This window comes from Parafrankia irregularis (genome assembly GCF_001536285.1).
GTDB classification, from domain to species: domain Bacteria; phylum Actinomycetota; class Actinomycetes; order Frankiales; family Frankiaceae; genus Parafrankia; species Parafrankia irregularis.
In genome coordinates this window covers 63,964-83,429 of record NZ_FAOZ01000018.1, presented here as the reverse complement: position 1 = coordinate 83,429, position 19,466 = coordinate 63,964, and the positions used below count along the sequence as shown (strand labels likewise).

Below are 19,466 nucleotides of genomic sequence, written 5' to 3'. Positions count from 1 at the left end.
GGCCGGTGCTGCTCCTGCCCTGGTGCTGCTCCCGCCCTGCGTTGGCCCACTGTCCGGTTGGTCCCGATGGAGGGTCGGATCGGGCCGGGTCGAGTGCCCGGTCGCGGTGTGGCCCTGGTGGGACGGAGCGGGGCCACTGCCACTGCGGCCGCCCGTCACGCGACCTCACGTGGCATGTTGTGCGTCACCGGCGGCGGGCTGGGCCAGGGGGCCATCCGACGCTGCCGGGGGGAATGATCGACTATCTGAAGGGGGATGCGTGCCTGATCCATCGGGAGTCGGGCGTCTACCGGCTGTGTTCATGACGCCGGGAACGTCGTCGTTCACCGATTTCCTGTCCGTTGCGGCGCCGGAACTGCTTCCGGGCGCCCGCGGCCCGTTGCCCGCTCCGGTGACCGACGCGGCTCACGGCACCACCATCGTGGCCGTGACCTTTCCCGGTGGTGTGATCATGGCCGGCGACCGCCGTGCCACACAGGGGCACATGATCGCCCAGCGGGATGTCGAGAAGGTTCACCACGCGGACGAGTTCTCCTGCGTGGGGTATGCCGGCACCGCCGGCGTGGGCGCCGAGCTGATCCGCCTGTTCCAGGTGGAGCTGGAGCACTACGAGAAGATCGAGGGCTCCACGCTGAGCCTGGACGCGAAGGCGAACCGGCTCGCGTTCATGGTCAAGGGCAACCTTCCCATGGCGATGCAGGGCCTCGCGGTCATCCCGCTGTTCGCCGGCTTCGACACCGAGACCGGCCAGGGGCGGATCTTCTCCTACGACGTCGCCGCGGCGAAGTCCGAGGAGCGCACCTACGAGTCGATCGGGTCGGGTTCGGTCTTCGCCCGCGGCTCGCTCAAGAAGCGCTTCCGCCCGGACCTCAGCGCCGACGACGCGGTCCGCATCAGCATCGAGGCTCTCTACGACGCCGCCGACGACGACTCGGCGACCGGTGGGCCCGACCTGATCCGCAAGCTGTACCCGATCGTCGCCTCGGTGACCGCCGACGGCTACCGCCGCCTCACCGATGACGAGGTCGGCCCGGTGGTCGAGTCGCTCATCGACGCCCGCGCGCAGAACCCAGGAGGCTGACGTGACCATGCCGTTCGGTTACGCGAGTCCCGAACAGCAGGTCCGGGACAAGTCCGAGTACGCGCGCAAGGGCATCGCCCGCGGCCGGAGCGTGGTCGTCCTGACCTATGTGGACGGGATCCTCTTCGTCGCGGAGAACCCGTCCTCGACCCTGCACAAGATCAGCGAGATCTACGACCGCATCGGTTTCGCCGCGGTCGGCAAGTACAACGAGTTCGAGAACCTCCGCACCGCGGGTATCCGGATCATGGACACGCGGGGCTACATGTACGACCGCCGCGACGTCACCAGCCGGGCACTCGCGAACGCCTACGCGCAGACGCTGGGCGCGATCTTCACCGAGAGCATCAAGCCCTACGAGGTCGAGATCGTCGTCGCCGAGGTGGGGGAGACCGCCGCGGCGGACCAGATCTACCGGCTGACCTACGACGGCTCGATCGCGGACGAGCGTGGCTTCATCGCGATCGGTGGGCAGTCCGAGCAGGTGATGACCTCGCTGCGCGAGCACCACACCGAGGGCCAGCCGCTCGCCACTGCGCTGAGGGTCGCCGTGTCCGCGCTGACTGCCGGTGCCCCTCCGGGAACGGCACAGAACGGCGAGCGCACCCTGACGGCCGCCAACCTCGAGGTCGCGATGCTCGACCGCACCCGCAGCCGGCGACTGTTCAAGCGGATCGCCGGCAGCCAGCTCGAAAGCCTCCTGGCGGAGTCCGCACCCTCCTCGTCCTGACACGGGCGGTTGTCTCACCGCGCCGTCCCGGGGCCAGCCCCGGGACGGCGCGGTGGCTCAGCCAGCCCTGCCGCCCCGGGGGCTCGGCTGCTGCACCGTCAGGTCCGGCTCATCGATACCGGCCCTGACGTTCACGGTCGGCGTACAGCCGACGCATCTCCTTGTGGGTGCTCTTCCACCGCGCCCGTTCCTCGGCGGCGAGCCGGGCGTCGTGACGGGCCTGGATCCAGGTGCTTTCCCGCTGGAGCTTTCGGTAGCTCGCCAGCCTTCGACTGGGCAGGGAGCCGTCTTCGACCGCGGCGAGCACCGCGCATCCGGGTTCGGAGCTGTGCTCGCAGTCGGTGAACCGGCAGCCGGACGCAAGCTCGGTGATCTCGGCGAAGGTCGAGTCGATGCCATCACCGGCCCCCCAGAGCCCGACACCGCGGATGCCGGGAGTATCGATCAGCACTCCGCCGGCGGGCAGGGCGATCAGCTCCCGGCGGACGGTGGTGTGCCGGCCCTTCCGGTCACTGGCCCGTACGGGCCCGACGGCGAGCAGGTCCGTGCCGACGAGGGCGTTGACGAGGGTGGACTTCCCCACGCCGGAAGGTCCGACGAGCACGGCGGAGCGACCGGCTGGGCCGGGCCCGGCCAGCTCGCCGCGCAGTTCGTCCATGCCGAGTCCGGCCGTGGCGCTCACGGTGAGGACGTCGACGCCGGGTGCTGCTGCCGCCGCAGCAGGCAGCCATGCCGCGTGGGCGGCCGTTCCGGCGGCAGCCAGGTCGGCCTTCGTCAGGACGATCAGTGGTCTGGCACCACTCTCCCAGGCCAGTGCGAGCAGCCGTTCCAGCCGGGCCATTCGTGGTGGCTCGGTGAGCGCCGCGACGACCAGCACCAGATCGATGTTCGCGGCGAGAGCCTGGCCGGTGGAGCGCCCGCTGACGGTGGCGCGGACCAGCACGCTGTGTCGGGGAAGTACCTCGAGGATCACTGTGGTGCTGGCCGGGTCATTCGTCGCCGGTCGCCGCGGGTCGGGTGCGCCCAGGGCAACCCAGTCGCCGGTGCACGCGGACAGGAGCGGATCGACCGCGACGTCCCGGCCGATCTCGGCCTCGCACGGCCCGTGCTCACTGATCAGGCTGCATCTGCTCCGGTCGCGCCGGACGACCCGGGCCGGTGACTGACCCGCCTGGCGACGGGCCGCGAACGCGGTTTCGTCCTCCTCGGTCCAGCCGTAGCGGCTCAGGAGAGGTCGCGGCGTGCCCGGGGCTGCGGGTGGTGGGCCCGCGGTTGGCGAGCCCGCCGGGAGGCCGACGGAGGAGGGTGACCGGGGGGCGAGGGTTGGCGGTAGGGAGGGATCCCGGGGAAACGGCGGATTCTGCGAGGATGACGGAATACGAGAAGACAAGGTGGAGACCTTCGGGATGAGGCCTCCCTGAGCCCGCCAGGCGAACTCGAGACCACCCGGCCGGGCTGGCTGGCTGGTCGTGGCGGGGCTCAGACAGAGGCCTTGCGGACAGGACGGAACGACTCATCTGAAGTGGTCAAAATCCGCGCGGCCATGGCCACCCTCTCCCGTGTTCTCACCTGCTCGATCACGTGCCGCCAGCGACCTGACCAGCCCGGGCCGGTCAGGCGCCGTGATTCTGGTCGTGCTCGCTCGCGGGTCGGGACATTACCTTGCCGGCGCCGCGGCGCCCACCGGTTTTCGCGCCGCCTGCGGTCCCGTGTGCCCCGCCCGCGGGGAGAACACCCCGCGGGCTCGCCGGCACGTGGTCCGCTCAGACCGGGCGTACCTGCCACGCCGTCCAGCGGTGTCGGCCGGCGCGGCCGTGTTCTCGCGTCAGGGCTGCCGGAAACTGTCGGGTGTGAAGCCCGGGGCTGACGACCCGAGGACCACCGTCCCCATGGGCCTGGTGGTCGGCGCCGGCGCGGGGGACGTGTCGAAAAGCTGGGCCACCATAGCGGCGCGGGTCGAGACGGACAGCTTGGCGAATGTTCTGCGCAGGTGAGTGGAGACTGTCCAGGTGCTGATTTGTAACGTGCGTGCTATCTCTTTGTTTGTGTAACCCCTGGCTACCATCTGCGCGATTTCCTGCTCGCGGGGGCTGAGTATCTCCGCGTTTTCTGGAAATGGACTCCTGGGTGTGCGGGTAAGCAGGTAGCGGCGGCCTTCGATGGTGATGTCGAGCAACAGGGTGCTCTGGTCCGTGCACCCGGACTCGTCGACTGCGGCGAGGAGCCGCCGGAGTGCCGTCTCGACAGGTGTGCGACTTCGTTGGTGAGGAACCTGGTTCGTGGTGCGGTCGCCGAAAGGCGATCCGGGCATTTGATCACCGCCCCCTTCGTCACCCCGCCCTCTGGCGGCGTGTCGGTGCAAATGCCCAATAATAAATTGATATCGACGTTCGCGCAATCACTCGAACGTGCGACCATCGAAAAGGGACCACAAGCGAGTTTCCTGCTTTCGAGTGACTACGCGCCGACCGTCGGCTGGGGCTACAACAGGACTGCTTCACCAGCCGAGGGAGGTTGCATGAGCACGCGTGAGCGGCAGCTCGAGTACGAGGCGGAGCTCGAACTGGAAGGCGAGGGTGAGGGGGAGAGCGAGCTGGAGGCGGAGGAGGAGGCGATCCTTTCGTCTCGCTTCCGCGGGGCGAGAGGAACGCTCGGCGGCGCGTCCGGCGAGTTCGAGAGCGAGTGGGAACTCGAGGGCGAGTACGAGCTCGAGGGTGAGTGGGAAGGCGAGTTCGAGAGCGAGTGGGAACTCGAGGGCGAGTACGAGCTCGAGGGTGAGTGGGAAGGCGAGTTCGAGAGCGAGTGGGAACTCGAGGGCGAGTACGAGCTCGAGGGTGAGTGGGAAGGCGAGTTCGAGAGCGAGTGGGAACTCGAGGGCGAGTACGAGTACGAGGGTGAGTGGGAAGGCGAGTTCGAGAGCGAGGAGTTCATCCGGCGGGCGTTGCGCAGAGTCGCTCCCATAGCCCGCAGGCTCGCCCCCCATGCGGCTCAGATCGTCGGCACCGCGGTCGCCGGACCCGCCGGTGGTCTGGTGGCCCGTCGGCTCGCGCAGGCACTCAGCGAGGCGGAGAGCGAGGGCGAGCTGGAAGGAGAGCTGGAGGCCACACCGGCGAGGAGCCGGGCAGTCGCGGAGATGATGGCGGCGGCCGCGACCCGTGCGCACACGCAGGCCGAGGCCGAGGCGTACGTGGGCGCGGCGACTATACAGGTGCTGACAGCTCGTGACCGCCGTGCGCTTCTCGAACTCCTGCCCCATCTTGTGCACGGCATGGCAGCGCTGACCCGCATCCTCCACCGGCGGCGTGACACCCGGCAGGTAATCCGCACTGTCCCCCACATCGTGGGCGGCACCGCCAGAACACTGAGCCGGCGGGCCAGCGCTGGCCTCCCGGTGAACCGCCGGATCGCCGGTCAGGTGATGGCGCAGCAGACACGTCGTGTTCTCGCCAATCCGCGGGTCATCTCCAACGTCGCCGCTCGCAACGTGCGGGCCACCCGCACGGTGGCGCGTCCGGTTGCGGCGACCAGGGCGGCGGGCGCCGGTCTCCGTCGCCCGCCGAGCGGTGTGCGGCGGCCACCGCCAGGAGTAGTGGTTGCCCGCACGCCCAGCGGCCGGCTGGTTCCTGCCCGGGTCGTCCCGCTCAGCGGTGGCCGGGTCATCCCTCGGGCGACCGCGGGTGCCCGCGGGGTGCCCCGGCGCATCTGAACCGGGACTTGGCCACCCGTGGTTGGACTGCCTGCGCGACTGGCAGCCATACCCGGGTGCGGCAGCACTGGCGGGCGAGGCGACGATTCCAGAAGGCGGTGGGTACATGACAACCCGTGCCCCGACCTTGCCGGGGACACGAGGAACTCCAGCGGCACGACGCGCCGGCGCACGCCGCTCCCCGGCGCCCCGCCCCGGCATCGGCCCGGTGCCCAGAGAGTTGCTCACGTGGGTCCGGGTTCAGTCCGACAACGCGGGCCGGCATGTGGCGGCGCTGCGCCCGTTCACTCGCGCCGAGTTCGGCACCGGGCCGGAGGCGCCGACCGAAGGGCAGGTCGCTGCCGCCAACGAACTGGTCGATCTGCTGCGCGGGCAGTTGCGGCTGCGGGCACGAGAACTGGACCGGATGGTCCTGGCGGCGACGAACGTGCCGTCGCGGGACCACCTGCGGCGAGTCGTGCGGCAGAAGGAGGCGGCGCATGACGCCGCGCGGCGGGCGGAGCAGATCTGGGATTTCTACTTCGAGCTCTTCGGCCAGCGTCAGTCACGGTTCGGGACGTGGCTGCTGGGCTGTGACCGGATCGCTCTCGACTGCTACCAGTACGCCTACCTCGGTCTCGGTCGGGCCCGATCGATTCCCGCTCCCGCGGCCTTCTCCTATATGCGGACGGGATTCTCTCCGGCGACCTTCCGGAGAGGGGTCCCGCTGCGCCGACTCGGACGTCATCTCAACCCCTTCCCGCTCATCCAGCTTCCTTATCACCGACTGGTGAACCCGTGGACGCTCGGCGCGATCCTGCACGAGGTGTCCCACAATCTGCAGAACGACCTGGGACTCGCGCGGGCCGTTCCGGCGCTGGTGGGCCATCGGCTGCGCGCTGAGGGCATACCGGCTCCGGTCGCGGCGGTGTGGGTCCGATGGAACCGGGAGACCTTCGCCGACCTTGCCGGCCTGCTGCTTGGCGGGCCGGCGGTGGTCTCGTCCCTGTTCGACGTGATCGGCAGAAGCCCGCAGTTCGTGACCCATTACAACCCGCGGGGCCCGCATCCGGTGCCGTATCTGCGGGTCTACCTGAGTATTGAGCTGCTGCGCCGGATGGGGCTGACCGCGGACGCCGACCTGTTCCGGAGAATCTGGAGCCGGGTCTATCCGGCCGCGGCCGCGAGGTCGCTTCCCGGCCCGCTTCGGGCGACCTTTCCCGACGCGCACCGGGTGGTTGTGGACGCGATGTGCTACACGGCGTTTCCTTCGCTCGGCAACCGGTCACTTGCCCAGGTCCTGCGGTTCGAGGCCAAGGAACAGCAGATGATCGAGGAGGCGGCCAGGCGTCTCGCGACCGGAGACGATCCAGGTGTTGTGCCGGAACGCTTCCTGATCGGCGCCGCCCGTTTCGCTGTCGACCGCCGACTTGCCTCACCTCAACTGATCACCACCAACTTCTACCGAGAGCTGGCCAGGAGGTAGACGCTCGTGATCGAGACCTCTGCGGATGCGGGCGATCCTTCCGGCATCCCTGCGCGGGAGGAGCGGGAGGAGCAGTCAGCGAGGACCAGGACGGTGACCTTTCACTACCGCCGGCCAAACGGGAGATACGACGGCTGGTCGTTGGAAGTCGACGTCGACGGCGACAGGCGAGTCACGGGGCCTGACGATACGGATGAATTCGGCCTGTTCTGGAAAATTTCCGTGCCGTACGACGCGCCCGAACTCGTCTATACCCTCAGGTCCTCGTCGAGCTCGGGGACGGACTCCAAGCGGGGCAGGGCGCCCGCCAGGTCCGACCCCGCGGAAGTTCACCGGCAAAAGCTGATCTTCGCCCAGCACGGGTACGAGGTCTGGTATTTCTCCGGCGACACGGCCGGCGGTGAGGCCGTGCGCTACCTGCCGCGCATCCCGCCGACATCCACGTCCTCACGTGACGCTGTCGAGAGCCAGATCACGGCTGTCGTCTCCGCGCTGGACGAGATCGAGTCCCAGGCCCGCAGCGGGCAGGCAGCGGTGGCGCGGATCGCGACGACCGTGGAGAACCAGCAGAAAACGATCACCAGCATCGGTGAAAGCCTGGACAGTCTGTCTTCGGGGATCGGAGCCTTCCTCGGACGTCTCATCCCGCCCGAGGAAGGCGGGAATGCCGACGCGCTGGCGCTGGCCGCCGCGGCCGATGCCGGGTTGGACGTGGTCACGCAGGCGTTGGACCACGAGCGCCAGAAGCTTCTCGGTGCCGCGCACAGCCTGCCGCGGGAGGAGGAGCCACTGCCTGGTCTCGCGTCGTGGCCGGCAGGTGGCCGGGTGTCGGTGCCTGTCGTTGGCGTCGAGCCGCGGCCGCTGTCGCGCCGCGATGCGCTGCTGGGGCGCCTCGATTTCGTCCGCGGTGTCGCGGCCGGCATGAAGGCCAGGGTCACCGCGGTACGGGAGCGACCCGGGCCGCACGATCCGGGCCGCTTGGAGGCGGACATCCTCGGCGACGTCCAGCACCTCAGGAACAGCATGAGTCAGGTCGTCGACGAGGTGGTCGACGCGTATGAGAAATCGAACGAAGAGGTGCCGGGGCCGGTGGAGACCCTGCTCGTCGGCCTGCGGCCGGGCGGCGATGTCGCGGTACGGGTGGATGAGCTGGAGCGGGAGATCGAGAGCAGAGGCGGAAAGTCGTGATCTACCGGGCGGTCGAATCGACGCTGCTCTCGCTGGCTCACCAGTGCGACGAGCTGGCTGACGCGATCATCGCAGTCCAGGCCCTGCTCCAGCAGAACAGCCAGCACGAATCCGCCGGAAATCTGAGCACCTTCCTGCAGGCGGCCCGGAGGCAGGGGGCACGGCTGCGCGACAGTGCGGCCCAGGTGCGCGACAAGCCGAGCATGGCGGGGGTTCTCGAGTTCGCGCTCAATGAGCTCCGCGCAACCCGGGAGCTGGTCCGGAGAGGCGTCACGGACGAGGTGAAGGCCGCGAGCGACAGGCTCGCGCCCAGCAGCGACGTGGCGCGTTACAGGTCCCTGATCGACGCGGTCGACGACGTGGCGACGGAGGCCGTCGAGGAACTGGAGGCTGCGGGGAGCTGGCCGAGTGGGCCGTCCTACAACATCGGGAGGATCCGCGGCGCCGTCGACGACATCGCGTCCTACCCGATCCTCACCGCCGATCTCGGCGGGCTCGGGGGTTCGGGCGGGCTGCGCGGCGGCTCGGCCGCACCCGGCGCCGGCCGTGACAGCTTGCAGCGCATCGTGGACGGCGCCATCCAGCAGACCCTCGGAAGGCTGCCCCGTCACACCGACAGCACGGCGTTCGTCGCGGCGCTGAACGCGTCCTTCGACCGAACGGAGGTCGCGGGAAGATCGGTGGTCACCTGGCGGCCGCGCAGCTACGTCGGCCAGACGGAGCTGGGTGGGGCGGTGACCGGGGCGCAGGCGAGCCTGTACGCGCGTGCCCGGGATTCGCTCGCCGCCGTCCTGCCGCTGCTGGACGGCCTCACACCGCTGCGTGCGGACGTCGATGTCGAGGAGATGGACGCGGCCCGCAGCATCATTCAGGCGGAGTTCAGCGCCGTGGTCAACGAGCTCGGGGCGGAGGGTGGCCCTCGGGTACCCCGAGTTGACGACCTGTTCGAGATCCTGCTCAAGCAGGATGTCATCGGTATCGGCAACAAACCGGTCCGCGGCGGGATGGTGGGCTATCTGAGCTGGGTCTTCGGGCTCGAGTCGGGCCGGGTCAACACCGTGGCCGAAGAGCAGAACCTCTCCTCCTTCCTGCTGCTGCAGGATCACATCGTGACGGTCGAGGCCAGCTGGAAGACGTTCCGTGACGGATCCTTCGGGCGGGATCTGGGAACCCGGCTGGTGTTGCTCTCGACCGCGCTGCAGGTGGTGGCGGAGTCCACCGACGAGGTCGTCGCCGCCCTGGATTCGGTCTTCGTGGGCAGCGCGGAGCGTAACGTGGCCCAGTTCCGGACCAGTGACGGCCGGGCGATGCTCGTCTCCGAGCTGCTGAGCTGGATCGCCTCGTTTGCCGGCCAGGAGGCCCGCGAGCTCGTGCAACAAGGCGGGCGGCGGGCCATGGGGGCTGTCATCACCACCGCCGGCCGGCTCGGGGGGCTGGTGGAGGACCTGCTGGGGGCGATCGGGTTCGACCCCGGGCTGCCGGCCGGAATGCGTCATCCCCGGGTCCGTCACCCACTCAACGAGCTGCGCGCCTACCTGCGTCGGGTGGATCAGTTGGCTCAGGACGTGCGAGTCGCATAGCCGGTCGGTGGTCGGCGAGGCCCTGGACCCGGCCCAGGCGTCGGCTGGAGGAGGAGCAGATGGCAACGGAGCAGGAGTACCAGGCCCTGTACGACCGCGTCGCTGGCCTGCGGGAGCAGCTGGCCAAACAACTCGGCACCGACCTCATCGCCAATCCGCAGCTCGCCGATGCGCTGGTGCGTCAGGTGGACGACCTGCTGGCGGGTGTCGTCGCCGCGGACGCGGCCAAGCCGGTGCCGCCGGACAGGGGGCTGGCGGCGCTCATCGGCGTCGGGCCGGAAGCGGCACAGGAACTGGGGCAGACGCGCATCCCGACCGGGGTGGTGCCCTACGACGAGTCGGTCACCTCGGAGAGGATGATCGCCGTCGGCGATCTGTACTACATCTACCAGCACGAGCGGCTGGGGGTTTTCCGGGTCGTCCGCAAGCTCCAGGAGCTGTTCCGGGCCGGAACCGTCCGGTTGTCGGGCGGCCCCGGCGCCTACGGCCTCTACCAGTTCGACCGGCGTGACGTGCTGCGCTACACCCGTCGGGACAGAGCCGCCGCTTACGCGCGGGTACTGGGCTATGGGGCCGCCGCGGTACCCCGAGGATCCCGGCGCAACGTGGAGTTCCATCGGCAGTACAGCCACTTCGTCAACCAGGTCGCGCTCTTCTGGCGGGACAAGCGGATCTCCGACGTTATTCGGGAGCGCTCCTACGACCCGAGCTTCGGCAGCATCGCGGTGGTGCGCCGGGCTGGCCTCGACCTGCGCAACAACCTGAAGTTCGCCTCGTTCGGCCACCTCAACGTGTTGCGGGTGGAGGTGATGCAGGTACTCGACGAGGCATTCCGCGTGCTGGAGTCCGACGACATCAGGCGGCTGTTCGGTGCGGACAACGCGTGGGACGTGGTCGAGGAGGTGCTGATCCGCTACTTCCACGAGCGTCTGGTCACCTCTCCGCGGCAGCGGATGGCGGTTGCCGGCCGTGAGGTGCTGCGATGGCTCGCGCAACCGCACCTGTTGCAGACCAGCCGGGTGCAGTTCGAGATGCTGCTGCTTGAGATCGCCGAGTACGCCGAGGAGTGGCTGACCAGCGCGGAGGCGCTCGGCGCGGCGGAACGGCGATCAGGGGCGCGGGTCCTGCCGTTTCAGGGCCGGGCACCGCTGCGACCGATGGCGGAGAGTGGGCGGGGAGCCACCCGGGGTGTGATCTGACGGCAGGTCCACGCGCCGCGATGTCCGCGGCGCGTGCGGCGCGCAGGGAGGTCGTGGCAGATCTCTCCCGCTTCCTGCGGTTCCGGTCCGTCAGCGCCGGACCGGGCCAGGCCGGCGACCTGGGGCGTTGCGCGCAATGGCTGGCCGGGCGACTGCGGCGGTCCGGGCTCGCCGACACCCGCCTCGTGCCGACCGGCGGTGGGCCCCCGATGGTGATCGGCCATTCGGCGGATCGTCCCGGCCGGCCGCATCTGCTCGTCTACGGGCACTATGACGTACAGCCGGCACCTCGCGACGGGTGGCGCACCGACCCGTTCACGGCGGTGGTCAGCAATGGCAACCTCGTCGGGCGCGGGGCGGCCGACAACAAAGGGCCGATCATGGCCCACGTGGCGGCGCTGACGGCGGTCATCCGCAGTGCGGGCCAGCTACCGCTGAACGTGAGCTGTGTCTTCGACGGCGAAGAGGAGATCGGCAGCCCGCATCTGCGGGCCGCGCTGTTCCGTCACCGCCACGAGCTGGCGGCGGACGTGGCCGTGGTGTCCGACACCCGCATCCTCGGGCCGGACCGGCCGGCGCTTGTCTACGCGCTGCGGGGCTCCATCACCTTCGAGATCGAGGTCCGCGGTCAGCCACGTGATGTGCACTCCGGGGCGTTCGGTGGGGCCGTTCACAATCCGGCGCACGCCCTGGCCGATCTGCTGTCGTCGTTCCACGGCCCGGACAACCGGGTTGCCGTCGCCGGTTTCTACGACGGGGTGCGCGTGCCGGTGCCCGCCGAGCGGCGCCGGATGCGGACGCACGGGCCGACCGACGCGCAGCTCCGCAGCAGTGCGGGTGGCAGGCCGTTGTGGGGGATGGCCGGTCCGACAGCCTACGAACGGACCACGCTGCTTCCAGCGCTCAACGTGATCTCGTTGCGGTCCGGGGACCATCGGGTGACGGCGATTCCGGGTCGTGCGTCGGCGATTGTCAACGTCCGGGTGGCGGCTGGCCAGGACCCTGCGGCAGTGGTCGAGGCGCTGCGCGGCCACATCGCCGCCACGCTGCCGACCACGGTCCGGGCCACACTGCGGGTGGTTTCCTCGACCGGCCCCGCGGAGACCATGCCCGGCCATCCCGCGATGCGGGTGGCCGCGCAGGCCTATCGGCATGGCTTTGGGCGATCGCCGGTTCTGCTCCGCTCCGGGGGCACCATCCCGGCCGTGTCCCTCATGCGCGACATCTTGGGCATCCCGGTCGTGCTGCTCGGCTTCACCCTGCCCGACGCGGGCATCCACGGGCCGAACGAGCAACTGAACCTGGAGGTCTTCTGGCGGTCCGTGGACACCTGCATCTGGTTCCTGCACGGCCTCGCGCGCCCGTCGAGGGCATGAAAAGATCTTCGGTCCGCCTCGCGGCATCCCTTCACGGACCGCCGGGCGTGCCGACGCGTGGCCTGCTCAGGCCGGGCGCACCCGCTGGTCCAGGAAGTCGATCGTCCGCCGCCATGCGTCGACGGCTGCCTCGGGGCGGTGGACGGCCGGCCGGTCGTGGCTGTGGAAGGCGTGGCCGGCGCCCGGGTAGCTGACGAGCTCCGTCGGCTGGCCCGATCGGGCCGCGGCGACCCGAAGCTCGTTGATGTCGGTGAGCGGGATCAGGGCGTCCTCCTCGCCGTACAGGCCGAGCCAGGGGCCCATCAGCGCCGGCGCGATGTCGAGCAGCGGGGGCACTCCGGGCCAGGCGGAGGTGCTGACCGATCCGCCGTAGAACGACACCGCGGCGGCGAGTGGCCGGCGGCTCGCCGTGGCCAGCGCCACGGTTCCGCCCATGCAGAAGCCGATGACGGCTGTCTGGGACGGGTCGAGGCCGACGTCGCTCAGGTGCGCGAGGCAGTCATCCACATCCGCGTGGATCCCGTCACCGGTGAGCGTGCCCATCTGCGGTATCGCGCCGGCCCAGCCGTCGGTGGGGTCGACCTCGGCGATGCCGTCCCGGTGGTACAGGTGGGGCGCGATCGCGAGATAGCCCGCATCGGCCAGCTCGTCGCAGACGGACAGCAGGTAGGGGGTGATCCCGCGGGCGTCCTGGATCACCACGATCCCGGCGCGCGGCGGGTCGTCGGCGGCAGGGGCGGTCACGGTCGCGGGCGTGCGGTCCCGGGCCGCCACCTCGGTTCGCAGATGGTCGTGCGTGTGCTTCTCGTTGGCCTCGGCTGTCATGCGGCCATCCTTCCCCCGCGCGGGGCAGGGCAGCACCATCCGGGCCGATGTTCCCGCTTCGGATCCCGCTTCCGCTCCCACCCGGTTGCGGCCGGGTCGTGGTCGACGCCCGCGGCGCGCACTTTTCCGCCGCGGTGTCGGTGACGTGGGCGATGTGGCCTCCGGTGTGATCCCACCCGGACACGCCACCCCTGATGCCACCCCACCCGGACGCCCTGACCTGGGGGACGCTGCCCCCTGGTCGCCCTGTGTAGGGCAGTAGCCGCCGACGGTGGCCAGGTAGTGGGCAGGCAGCCAGGTAGTGGACAGGTAGTGGAGGCGTGATGGTGCTGACAGTGGAACGCCGCAGCCTGACCGGGGTGCGTCGCGCGGCAGCGCTGCCCGTGGGGATGGCTGTCCTGCTCGGCCTGATCGTCTGCCTCTACGGATCGACCGTCACCTCCGTGCGTCCTCGTGGCCTGCCCGTGCTCGTGGCGGGACCGGCGCAGTCGACACAGGCGTTCATGGACGAGGTGGAGCACATGTCACCCGGTGCCATGCGGGTGACAGTCGTCGCCGACGCCGATGCCGCCGACCGCGCACTGCGCGACCGCAAGGCGTACGCGGCGTTCGTCTTCACCGCGGACGGCCTGTCGCTGCGGCTTGCCTCCGCCGCCAGCCCGGCGGTCGCCGAGGCGCTGGTGCGCGGAATGGCGATGACGTTTCCCGATCTGCGGATCCCGGTCGTGGACGTCGTCCCGAACGCCGCCGCCGATCATCAGGGCGGCGGGGTGTCGGCCGGGTACCTGCCGCTGGTGCTGATCGCCGCGGCGGTGGGCGTGTTGCTGGCACGTTCGGGCCGGTCCCGGCAGCAGCGTCTCGTGGGCCTGTCGTGCTTCGTGGTCGCCGGTGGGGTGGCTGGCACGCTGGCGTTGAGCGGTGGTCTTGATGTGCTGCCCGACAACTTCCTGCGCAGCGTGGTCGTGCTGGCCGTGATCACCGCGGCGGTCACCGCGCCCGTGATGGGGCTGGGCGCGGTGGCCGCTGTGCGCGGACTCGTCGCCGCCGTCGCCCTGACGGTGGTCGGGGTGGCGTTGTCCGGGGCGTCGTCGGCGCCGGAGATGCTGCCGACCCCGTGGGGCGGGTTCGGCCAGCTGCTGCCGCCCGGAGCGGGGGTGACCCTGGCGCGGTCGACGCTCTACTTCGACGGGGCCGGTGGGGGCCGGGCCGCGGCGGTGCTGACGATCTGGGCCGTGGTCGGGATCGCGCTCATGCTCGTCGGCCGGGAGCGGGCCGGCGCCGGGCTCGCCCGTGGGCCGGAAGCCCCGTTGCCGGGTGAGCCCGCCCCCGCGGAGGTGGGCACGACGCCGGCGACGGGGCAGATCGTACGACCCCGAGAGGGTGGACTCGAGATCAGCCATGGCGTCTCGCCGCGCGAGGAGGGCTTCCGAGCATAGGGTCGGTCTCGTGGATCGCCGCATCTTCGGCCTGGAAAACGAGTACGGCGTCACCTGTGTGTTCCGAGGGCAGCGGCGGCTGTCTCCGGACGAGGTGGCGCGGTACCTGTTTCGGCGTGTCGTGTCCTGGGGGCGCAGCAGCAACGTGTTCCTGAAGAACGGCGCCCGGCTCTATCTGGACGTCGGTAGCCACCCGGAGTACGCCACTCCCGAGTGCGATTCCGTGCCGGACCTCGTCACACACGACAAGGCCGGTGAACGCATCCTGGAGGGCCTCCTCGTCGAAGCCGAGCGCAGGCTGCGGGAGGAGGGCATCGCGGGCGACATCCATCTGTTCAAGAACAACACGGACTCGGCCGGGAACAGCTACGGCTGCCACGAGAACTACCTCGTCGGCCGGCACGGGGAGTTCAGCCGGCTGGCCGACGTGCTGGTGCCGTTCCTGGTCAGCCGCCAGATCCTGTGCGGTGCGGGCAAGGTGCTGCAGACTCCGCGTGGCGCGGTCTACTGCATCTCGCAGCGCGCCGAGCACATCTGGGAGTCGGTGTCCTCGGCGACAACCCGTTCGCGGCCGATCATCAACACCCGCGACGAGCCGCACGCCGATGCGGAGCGCTTCCGTCGCCTGCACGTCATCGTCGGTGACTCGAACATGAGCGAGACGACGATGCTGCTCAAGCTCGGCTCGACGGACCTCGTGCTGCGCATGATCGAGGCTGGTGTGGTGCTGCGGGACATGTCGCTGGAGAACCCGATCCGGGCCATCCGCGAGGTCTCGCACGACATGACCTGCCAGCGTCGGATCAAGCTCGCCAACGGCCGCGAGGTGAGCGCGCTGGACATCCAGCGTGAGTACTACGCGAAGGCGGTGGAGTTCGTCGAGCGGCGCGGCGGGGACGCCGTCGCGAAGCGGGTTCTCGACCTGTGGGGCCGTACCCTGCTGGCCATCGAGACCGAGGATCTGGAGCTTGTCGCCCGGGAGATCGACTGGGTGACGAAATACGTGCTGATAGACCGGTTCCGGCATCGGCACGGCCTGCCGTTGTCGTCGCCGCGGGTCGCCGAACTGGACCTGAAGTACCACGACATCCACCGCGAGCGAGGGCTCTACTACCGGATGGAGCGGGCCGGTCTGGTCGAGCGGGTGTGCCGCGACCTCGACATCTTCGAGGCCAAGTCGGTTCCGCCGCAGACCACCCGGGCCCGGTTGCGTGGGGAGTTCATCAAGCGGGCGCAGGAGAAGCGGCGCGACTTCACGGTGGACTGGGTCCATCTGAAGCTCAACGACCAGGCGCAGCGCACGGTGCTGTGCAAGGACCCCTTCCGCTCGGTCGACGACCGGGTGGACAAGCTGATCGCGAGCATGTAGGAGCGAGCAGCCCAGGGCGTTCGGTGCGGCCGGGGTGTTCTGCCGCAGCCGGGTCGCGGGTGGTCGGTGTGTGGTCCTCTACAGTCGTCTGCACATGTGCAGCCAGCTCGTCCGGAGCGTGGCGCCGAACGCGGCGGCGGTGTTGCCTGCCGTGCCGGCGTCCCGCGCAAGCAGAGGATCTCAGTTTCCGTGACCGTTTTCTCCCGTGACGTCGCAGCCCGTCATCGTCGCCGGCTGGTCGGCTTCGTTCTCCCCGCCGTGCTGCTGGTGCCGATGGCCGCGTGCAGCTCGTCGGACGCCCCCGACGGAACCAAGGCCGCTCCGATCGCGGCGCCGTCAGCGGCGGCGACCGCGGTCGACGGAGGCACGCCCGCGGTGGAGAACGCCACCGACCTCAAGCGCAAGCCCGTCGCGGCGGCCGGCGAGGGCGAGGCGCCGTCCGAGCTGGTCACCAAGGACCTGGTGGGCGGCGACGGCAAGGTGGCGAGCGCGTCGAGCACCGTCACGATCCACTACGCCGGCACGATCTGGAAGACCGGCAAGCAGTTCGACGCGAGCTGGGACCGGAGCACCCCCGAAACGTTCCCGCTGCAGAACACGGTGCCCGGTTTCGGCCAGGGCATCGCCGGGATGAAGGAAGGCGGTCGCCGCCTGATCGTGATCCCGCCCGACCTGGGCTACGGTCCGATGGGTGGCCAGCCGGAGGCGGGGATCGAGGCCGATGACACGCTGGTGTTCATCGTCGACCTGCTCGCCGTGGGCAGCGGCGACGCCACCGGCAGCGGCTCCGGGGGTGCGGCGGGCTCGACCTCCGGGCAACTGTGAGTAGCAGGCGTAGCTGACGATCGGCGTGGTCGTCGCGGCAGGCCGGTTGCCGAGATCACGCCGAGTACCGCTAGCCTGATCAGATGTGTCCCGCCGACGGCTGGAGCGCCTGCTCAATCTGACGATGTGCCTCATGGCGACATCGCGTTTCCTCACCGTGTCCCAGATCGGGGAGATGGTGGACGGCTACGAGCCGGGGGAGTCGGAGGAGGCCCGGGAGGCGTTCCGCCGGATGTTCGAGCGGGACAAGCAGTCGCTGCGTGAGATCGGCATCCCGGTCGAGACCGGTTCCGACTCGGCCTTCAGCGACGAGCTCGGCTACCGCATCCCGCGCGGCGACTACGCGCTCGGCGAGATCCCACTGGATCCCGACGAGTTCGCCGCGCTGGCACTTGCGGCCTCCCTGTGGTCCAGCGAGGCACTGGCCGCGCCGGCGGCGAGCGCGCTGCGCAAGCTCGCCGCCGCCGGGGCGCCGGTCCGGCCCGCGGCGCTGCGCGGGCCGGATCCGCTGGCTGTCTCCTCCGGGCCCGCGGCAGGGTTCGACGCCGCGGACGGCATGGGCGGCCTGGGGTCCGCTGACGGGTTCGCGGGGTTCGAACCGAGGGTCGACGCGACGGAGCCGGCGTTCGAGGCCGTGCTCGCCGCCGTCCAGGCCAGGCGCGAGGTGCGCTTCCCCTACCGCCGCCCTGGCCAGACCGAGGACACGGAGAGGCACCTGCAGCCTTGGGGCGTGTTGTCCTGGCGTGGCCGCTGGTATCTGGTCGGGCACGACCTGAACCGGCAGGCGTCGCGGGTGTTCCGGCTGTCGCGGGTGACCGGCCCGGTGCGGGCGGTCGGCCCGGCCGAGGCGTTCACCGTGCCACCAGAGGTGGATCTGCGGGCGATGGTGTCCGCGACGGAGCCCACCGAACCCACCCGCACAGCCCTGCTGTGGGTCCGGCGTGGCTGTGGCCATGCGCTGCGCCGCCATGGGCGTCCCGCGGGGCCTGCTCGGGCGGCGGCAGCGGAGCGGGTGGGCCGCCTCCCGGGCGGTGATCTTCTGGAGGTCGAGTTCTCCGATCTGGAACGCTTCGCCCGCTGGGCGGTCGGCTACGGTCCCGATGTGGTCGTCCTCGAGCCGGCGGATCTGCGCGGTGAGGTCGTCCGCAGGCTGCGGGCCACTGTCGCGGCGACAGCACCGCCAACGCCGGCAGCATCGCCGGTGGCCCGTGCGGCGGCGGTGGGAACCGGTCCCAGGTGAGTGGATCAGTGGATCGGTTCAGCCGCCTGCTCGCGCTGGTTCCGTGGCTGCGGGCCCACCCGGGGGTGTCGCTGGAGGACGCGGCGAGCGAGTTCGGGATCACGGAGCGCCAGCTCCGGGCCGACCTTGACCTGCTGTTCGTCTGCGGGCTTCCCGGTGGCGCTCCGGGCGACCTCATCGATGTGAGCTACTCCGGGGACCGGGTGACCGTGGTCGACCCGCAGACCCTTGACCGGCCGCTGCGGCTGTCGGCCGACGAGGCCATGGCGCTTCTCGTCGCTGCCCGGGCGCTGACCGACGTGCCGGGGCTGACCGGCCGCGAGGCCCTCGACCGGGCGGTGCGCAAGGTGGAGGAGGCCGTCGGTCACGAGTCGGCCCGCCATGTGCGGGTGGCGCTCGACCCGCACGACGAGGTGCTCGCGGTGCTGCAGGAGGCGATCCGCCTGCGCCGTCGGGTGCGCCTGCGCTACCTGGTCTGGGCCCGGGACGAGATGACCGAGCGGGAGGTCGACCCGATGCGGGTCCTCGTGCGCGGTGGCTACTGGTACCTGGAGGGCTGGTGCCGCCGGGCGTCGGCGGTGCGTCTGTTCCGGCTCGACCGGATCGATGGCCGCGCGGGCGTCGACGTCCTGGACGTCGCGGCGCAGCCGCCGCCGGACGCGACCCCCCGGGACACCGCCGAGGGGGTGTACCAGCCGGGGCCGGACGACATCCCGGTCCGGCTCGACCTCGATCCGCGGGCGCGCTGGGTGGTCGACTACTACCCGGTGTCCCAGGTGTGCGACCTGCCCGACGGGGGGGTCAGCGTGGTTCTGCGGGTGGCCGACCTGGCGTGGCTGAGCCGGCTGGTCCTCGGCCTCGGCGAGCTGGTGCGCGAGGTGGCGCCGGCGTCGGTCGCCGCGAGCGTGAACGAGCTGGCGGGCCGCGCGCTCGCCGGGTACGGCGACGAGATCATAGGGTGATGGGCGTGCCTCTGCTCCTCGTACATCTGGTGATGATCTTCGGCTCGCTCGGCGTGCTGGCGCTTTGCGCCCTGCGGCTGTGGAGGCAGATCAAGGCGACGAAATCCGCGGCCTTCGAGTTGAAGGACCGCGCCGCCGACCTGGGAAACAAGGTGTCGGAACTGACCGAGCGCCTGGAATCCGTGGATGTCGCCGCCCGGCTGGCGGCCAACGCGAGGTGAGGAAGCCGGCGGCCAACGCGAGGTGAGGAAGCCGACTTCGGTGGTGGCCGCACCAGGTTCGTGTTTGGAGACGCCGGGTGATGGCGCGCTGATGGGCATCGCGGTGTGATCGCGCAGGGTCGTTATGTCGCGGCGTTCCGGCACCGAATGTCGGCCGGTATCCGTCGATGATCGACCGGAGGTCGGGTGGCCGAGGTTGGCAGCGCGCGACAAACTGTGGTCGGAGTGTCCTGGATGCCCTGCGTCGGCGGTCCGGTTTGTAG

17 protein-coding genes are annotated in these 19,466 nt (G+C 70.4%); 14 read left to right on the top strand and 3 right to left on the bottom strand.

Annotation, left to right across the window (positions count from 1 at the left end; all coding sequences use genetic code 11):
- The first annotated feature begins 259 nt into the window (after positions 1-259).
- Both prcB and prcA read left to right on the top strand, forming a co-directional pair.
- Positions 260-1,081, top strand: a complete 822-nt coding sequence (gene prcB, locus AWX74_RS23960) for a proteasome subunit beta (RefSeq protein ID WP_193209700.1) — start codon at positions 260-262, stop codon at positions 1,079-1,081.
- 1 nt (position 1,082) lies between these two features.
- Positions 1,083-1,811, top strand: a complete 729-nt coding sequence (prcA, locus tag AWX74_RS23955) for a proteasome subunit alpha (protein WP_054566129.1) — start codon at positions 1,083-1,085, stop codon at positions 1,809-1,811.
- Between the two features lie 109 nt (positions 1,812-1,920).
- Here prcA and rsgA read toward each other — a convergent pair whose 3' ends face one another.
- Positions 1,921-3,201: a ribosome small subunit-dependent GTPase A gene (gene rsgA / locus AWX74_RS23950; protein WP_226930950.1), complete on the bottom strand. Its 1,281-nt coding sequence runs from the start codon at positions 3,199-3,201 to the stop codon at positions 1,921-1,923.
- A gap of 435 nt (positions 3,202-3,636) precedes the next feature.
- Positions 3,637-4,122, bottom strand: coding sequence for a helix-turn-helix domain-containing protein (locus AWX74_RS42610; RefSeq protein ID WP_091281197.1), 486 nt, complete (start codon positions 4,120-4,122; stop codon positions 3,637-3,639).
- 207 nt (positions 4,123-4,329) lie between these two features.
- Between AWX74_RS42610 and AWX74_RS23940 the strand changes: the two genes are divergently transcribed.
- The 6 genes from AWX74_RS23940 (at position 4,330) to AWX74_RS23915 (ending at position 12,325) form a co-directional block, all read left to right on the top strand.
- A complete protein-coding gene (locus AWX74_RS23940; RefSeq protein WP_091281194.1) occupies positions 4,330-5,517 on the top strand; it encodes a hypothetical protein in 1,188 nt (395 codons plus the stop codon).
- A 220-nt stretch (positions 5,518-5,737) separates the two neighbouring features.
- Positions 5,738-6,982, top strand: coding sequence for a hypothetical protein (locus tag AWX74_RS23935; RefSeq protein ID WP_207550404.1), 1,245 nt, complete (start codon positions 5,738-5,740; stop codon positions 6,980-6,982).
- Positions 6,983-6,988: 6 nt separating this feature from the next.
- Entirely contained in the window at positions 6,989-8,170 is a 1,182-nt protein-coding gene (locus AWX74_RS23930) for a pullulanase-associated domain-containing protein (RefSeq protein WP_165615762.1), read from the top strand.
- Positions 8,167-9,750 carry a hypothetical protein gene (locus tag AWX74_RS23925; RefSeq protein ID WP_091281189.1) on the top strand — a complete coding sequence of 528 codons (1,584 nt, stop codon included), beginning with the start codon at positions 8,167-8,169 and terminating at the stop codon, positions 9,748-9,750. The genes AWX74_RS23930 and AWX74_RS23925 overlap by 4 nt, the downstream gene beginning before the upstream one ends.
- Positions 9,751-9,809: 59 nt before the next feature.
- Positions 9,810-10,949 carry a hypothetical protein gene (locus AWX74_RS23920; RefSeq protein ID WP_076829138.1) on the top strand — a complete coding sequence of 380 codons (1,140 nt, stop codon included), beginning with the start codon at positions 9,810-9,812 and terminating at the stop codon, positions 10,947-10,949.
- 53 nt (positions 10,950-11,002) lie between these two features.
- A complete protein-coding gene (locus tag AWX74_RS23915; protein ID WP_193209698.1) occupies positions 11,003-12,325 on the top strand; it encodes a M20/M25/M40 family metallo-hydrolase in 1,323 nt (440 codons plus the stop codon).
- A 66-nt stretch (positions 12,326-12,391) separates the two neighbouring features.
- Here the strand turns inward: AWX74_RS23915 and AWX74_RS23910 are convergent, their stop codons facing one another.
- Positions 12,392-13,150: a dienelactone hydrolase family protein gene (locus AWX74_RS23910; protein WP_091281182.1), complete on the bottom strand. Its 759-nt coding sequence runs from the start codon at positions 13,148-13,150 to the stop codon at positions 12,392-12,394.
- Between the two features lie 323 nt (positions 13,151-13,473).
- On the opposite strand from AWX74_RS23910, the gene AWX74_RS23905 reads away from it, so the two are divergent.
- The 6 genes from AWX74_RS23905 to AWX74_RS23880 all read left to right on the top strand — a co-directional run bounded on the left by AWX74_RS23905 (position 13,474) and on the right by AWX74_RS23880 (position 19,203).
- A complete protein-coding gene (locus AWX74_RS23905) occupies positions 13,474-14,586 on the top strand; it encodes a hypothetical protein (protein ID WP_091281178.1) in 1,113 nt (370 codons plus the stop codon).
- A gap of 10 nt (positions 14,587-14,596) precedes the next feature.
- Positions 14,597-15,955: a Pup--protein ligase gene (gene pafA, locus AWX74_RS23900; protein ID WP_054566134.1), complete on the top strand. Its 1,359-nt coding sequence runs from the start codon at positions 14,597-14,599 to the stop codon at positions 15,953-15,955.
- Positions 15,956-16,144: 189 nt separating this feature from the next.
- Complete coding sequence (locus AWX74_RS23895; protein WP_091281176.1) at positions 16,145-16,780, top strand: FKBP-type peptidyl-prolyl cis-trans isomerase; 636 nt, start codon at positions 16,145-16,147, stop codon at positions 16,778-16,780.
- A 133-nt stretch (positions 16,781-16,913) separates the two neighbouring features.
- The gene (locus AWX74_RS23890) at positions 16,914-18,020 is read left to right on the top strand and encodes a helix-turn-helix transcriptional regulator (protein WP_226930948.1); all 1,107 of its coding nucleotides are present in this window, start codon (positions 16,914-16,916) and stop codon (positions 18,018-18,020) included.
- Positions 18,017-18,982: a helix-turn-helix transcriptional regulator gene (locus AWX74_RS23885; protein WP_091281172.1), complete on the top strand. Its 966-nt coding sequence runs from the start codon at positions 18,017-18,019 to the stop codon at positions 18,980-18,982. Before AWX74_RS23890 ends, AWX74_RS23885 begins: the two co-directional genes overlap by 4 nt.
- A complete protein-coding gene (locus tag AWX74_RS23880; protein WP_054566138.1) occupies positions 18,982-19,203 on the top strand; it encodes a hypothetical protein in 222 nt (73 codons plus the stop codon). Before AWX74_RS23885 ends, AWX74_RS23880 begins: the two co-directional genes overlap by 1 nt.
- The last annotated feature ends 263 nt before the right edge of the window (positions 19,204-19,466 follow it).